This is a genomic window from Kitasatospora sp. NPDC057518 (assembly GCF_042802075.1).
Classification (GTDB): Bacteria; Actinomycetota; Actinomycetes; order Streptomycetales; family Streptomycetaceae; genus Kitasatospora.
In genome coordinates this window covers 1-3,936 of the sequence record NZ_JBHVEU010000627.1, presented here as the reverse complement: position 1 = coordinate 3,936, position 3,936 = coordinate 1, and the positions used below count along the sequence as shown (strand labels likewise).

General features: G+C 69.1%; 2 protein-coding genes. One reads left to right on the top strand and one right to left on the bottom strand.

What is annotated here, in order from left to right; genetic code table 11:
* Positions 1 to 174 precede the first annotated feature (174 nt).
* Positions 175 to 2,925 (bottom strand): pyruvate dehydrogenase (acetyl-transferring), homodimeric type, encoded by a 2,751-nt coding sequence (gene aceE, locus ACFU7Z_RS37390; protein WP_074000772.1) that lies wholly within the window; start codon positions 2,923 to 2,925, stop codon positions 175 to 177.
* A 517-nt stretch (positions 2,926 to 3,442) separates the two neighbouring features.
* On the opposite strand from aceE, the gene ACFU7Z_RS37385 reads away from it, so the two are divergent.
* Positions 3,443 to 3,886, top strand: coding sequence for a DUF3052 domain-containing protein (locus tag ACFU7Z_RS37385; protein WP_049652614.1), 444 nt, complete (start codon positions 3,443 to 3,445; stop codon positions 3,884 to 3,886).
* The last annotated feature ends 50 nt before the right edge of the window (positions 3,887 to 3,936 follow it).

The following is a 3,936-nucleotide window of genomic DNA, read 5'->3' as shown; positions in this document are numbered from 1 at the left end:
GCGATGCACGCACCCCAACGCCGCCCCGCCCGCCCTCCGGGCGGACGACGGGAGTTCGACGACAGGCCCAGGACCTCACACCGGTGTGAGGGTCAAGAACACGACGGACGGCGAAGGGCCGGACCCCCCGTACGGGAGGTCCGGCCCCTCGGTGCCTCAGTGCCTACCGGCCGGTCAGGCGTCGCCGCCGGCGGCGCCCGGGTCGGCCGCGGTCACGTCGAGCAGCTGGTAGCGGTCGATCGCGTCCTTCAGCGCCGAGCGGTCGATCTTGCCCTGCTTGGCGAGCTCGGTGAGCACGCCCAGGACGACCGACTGCGCGTCGATGTGGAAGAAGCGACGGGCCGCGCCACGGGTGTCGGCGAAGCCGAAGCCGTCGGCGCCCAGCGACTGGTACTGACCCGGCACCCAGCGGGCGATCTGGTCCGGCACCGCGCGCATCCAGTCGGACACCGCGACGACCGGGCCCTCGGCACCCTGGAGCTTCTGGGTGACGTACGGCACGCGCTGCTGCTCCTCGGGGTGCAGCAGGTTGAACTCCTCGGCCTCCACCGCGTCGCGGCGCAGCTCGTTCCAGGAGGTCGCGGACCAGACGTCGGCCTTGACGTTCCACTCCTCGGCGAGGATGCGCTGGGCCTCCAGGGCCCACGGCACGGCCACGCCGGAGGCGAGGATCTGGGCCGGGATCTGGCCCGCGGTGCCCGGCGCGTACCTGTGCAGACCCTTGAGGATGCCCTCGACGTCCACGTTCTCCGGCTCGGCCGGCATCTTGATCGGCTCGTTGTAGACGGTCATGTAGTAGAACACGTCCTCGCCGTGCGGGTGCTCGGCGCTGGAGCCGTACATCCGCCGCAGACCGTCCTGGACGATGTGCGCGATCTCGAAGCCGTACGCCGGGTCGTACGCGACGACGCCGGGGTTGGTCGAGGCCAGCAGGTGCGAGTGGCCGTCGGCGTGCTGCAGGCCCTCACCGGTCAGCGTGGTGCGGCCGGCGGTGGCGCCGATCACGAAGCCGCGGGCCAGCTGGTCGGCCATCTGCCAGAACTGGTCGCCGGTGCGCTGGAACCCGAACATCGAGTAGAAGACGTACACCGGGATCAGCGGCTCGCCGTGGGTGGCGTAGGACGAGCCGGCGGCGATCAGCGAGGCGGTGCAGCCGGCCTCGGAGATGCCGTCGTGCAGCATCTGGCCGGTCGGCGACTCCTTGTAGGCGAGGAGCAGGTCCCGGTCGACCGACTCGTAGGTCTGGCCGAGCGGGTTGTAGATCTTCGCCGACGGGAAGAGCGAGTCCATGCCGAAGGTGCGGTACTCGTCCGGCGCGATCGGCACGAAGCGGTTGCCGATGCCCTTGTCCCGCATGAGGTCCTTGAGCACCCGGACGAACGCCATGGTGGTGGCGATGGTCTGGTTGCCGGAGCCCTTCTTGACCGCCTTGTAGGCGTCGTCGCCGGGCAGCTCCAGCTTCCGCGGGCGGACCTTGCGGGTCGGCACGTAGCCGCCGAGCTCCTCCCGGCGGTCGTGCATGTACTGGATCTCCTCCGAGTCGCGGCCCGGGTGGTAGTAGGGCGGGTAGCCCTCGTCCAGCTGCTTGTCGGTGATCGGCAGGTGCAGCCGGTCGCGGAAGCGCTTCAGGTCCTCGACCGTCAGCTTCTTCATCTGGTGGGTGGCGTTGCGGCCCTCGAAGTTGGGGCCCAGCGTCCAGCCCTTGACCGTCTGCGCCAGGATGACCGTCGGCTGGCCCTTGTGCTCGCGGGCCGCCTTGAACGCCGCGTAGATCTTCTTGTGGTCGTGGCCGCCGCGACCCAGGTGCTGGATCTGCTGGTCGGTCATGTTCTCGACCATGGCGCGCAGGCGCAGGTCGCCGCCGAAGAAGTGCTCGCGGATGTACTGGCCGGTCTCGGTGGCGTAGGTCTGGAACTGGCCGTCCACCGTGGTGTTCAGCTTGTTGACCAGGACGCCGTCGCGGTCCTGCGCGAGCAGCGGGTCCCAGGAGCGGTCCCAGACCAGCTTGATCACGTTCCAGCCGGCGCCCCGGAACTGGGACTCCAGCTCCTGGATGATCTTGCCGTTGCCGCGGACCGGGCCGTCCAGGCGCTGCAGGTTGCAGTTGACCACGAAGGTCAGGTTGTCCAGGCCCTCGCGGGCGGCCAGCGAGAGCTGGCCGAGCGACTCGGGCTCGTCCATCTCGCCGTCGCCGAGGAAGGCGTAGACCTGCGAGTCCGAGGTGTCCTTGATGCCGCGGTGCTCCAGGTAGCGGTTCATCCGCGCCTGGTAGATCGCGCCGAGCGGGCCGAGGCCCATCGAGACGGTCGGGAACTCCCAGAAGTCCGGCATCAGCCGCGGGTGCGGGTAGCTGGAGAGGCCGTACGGGGCCTTCGACTTCTCCTGGCGGAAGGCGTCGAGCTGCTGCTCGGTGAGCCGGTCCAGCAGGAAGGCGCGGGCGTAGATGCCGGGGGAGGCGTGACCCTGGAAGAAGATCTGGTCGCCCGACTCGCCCTCGGCGTCCTTGCCGCGGAAGAAGTAGTTGAAGCCGACGTCGTAGAGCGACGCGGAGGAGGCGAAGGTGGCGATGTGGCCACCGACGCCGATGCCGGGGCGCTGCGCCCGGGAGACCATGACGGCCGCGTTCCACCGGGTCGCGTTGAGGATCTTCCGCTCGATCTCCTCGTTGCCGGGGAAGAACGGCTCGTCCTTGGTCGCGATGGTGTTGACGTAGTCCGTGCTGCGCATCTCGGGCACGGCGACACGCTTCTCGCGGGCGCGCTCGATCAGCCGCAGCATCAGGTAACGGGCACGCTCACGCCCCCGCTCGTCGATGGCCGCATCGAGCGACTCCAGCCATTCCGCGGTCTCCTCGGGATCGAAGTCCGGGACCTGACTCGGAAGGCCGCCAATGATGATCGGGTTGCGATCGGATCCGGAAGCCACGCTGTTCCTTCACTGTCGGTCGAAACTGAGGTGTGTCGCGCCGCCTCCATCGTGCTACCGCGCTCGGAGATCCGTCATCTCTACCGATCGGTAACCGTCGCGCCCGGTGGGCGGTCCGGTCTGGTGGTGCGCGGTGCGGGCGTCTCCGTCCGCTCCGCACACCCCCGGGTGTTACGAAAAGAGGTGGTCCGACCTGGTGTCCCGTCCGCCCGATGGCGGGCGGCCGGGGTGAGGGCCAACAGGAGACTCTACGCCCGCGCACGCGCGGACCCCGAATGCCGTTCGCATCTCGGGCACACGTACGGCCTGTGGGCCGGGACCACCCGAAGCATCCTCGGACCATGCAGAAAAGGGCAAATCGGTGTGATTCCCGACACGTCCCACGGCGTGTTCCGGTGCGACACGTCAACCTTTGGAGGGGATCGGGGGTCGGGTACTTGCGCGAACCGCCGCGCCCGTGTGGACTACGGCCACAGCCTCGGCATGGATGCCGAGCCGAATACTGGAGGTTATTCCCGTGAGCGCGACCGCGGACCCCGCGGACAAGTCCAACCCGGCGACCCGTCTCGGCTTCGAAGAGGGCCAGATCATCCAGGAGCTGGGGTACGACGAAGACACTGACCAGGACCTCCGCGAAGGCATCGAGGAGCTCACCGGGACGGATCTCGTCGACGAGGACTACGACGACGTCGCCGACGCCGTCCTGCTGTGGCACCGCGACGACGACGGGGACCTCACCGACGCCCTCGTCGACGCGCTGGAGTACCTGGCGGAGGGCGGCCTCATCTGGCTGATGACGCCCAAGACCGGGCGGGACGGCCACATCGAGGCGTCCGACATCAACGACTCGGCCAAGACCGCCGGTCTCTCCCAGACCAGCTCGATCAACATCGTCAAGGACTGGGCGGCCACCCGGCTCGCGACCAAGTCCACGGCGAAGCAGAGCGGCGGAAAGCGCTGAGCGGGCTCTGAAGTCCCCGCACCGGGCCCCGCCGGAGGAACCCCCTCCGG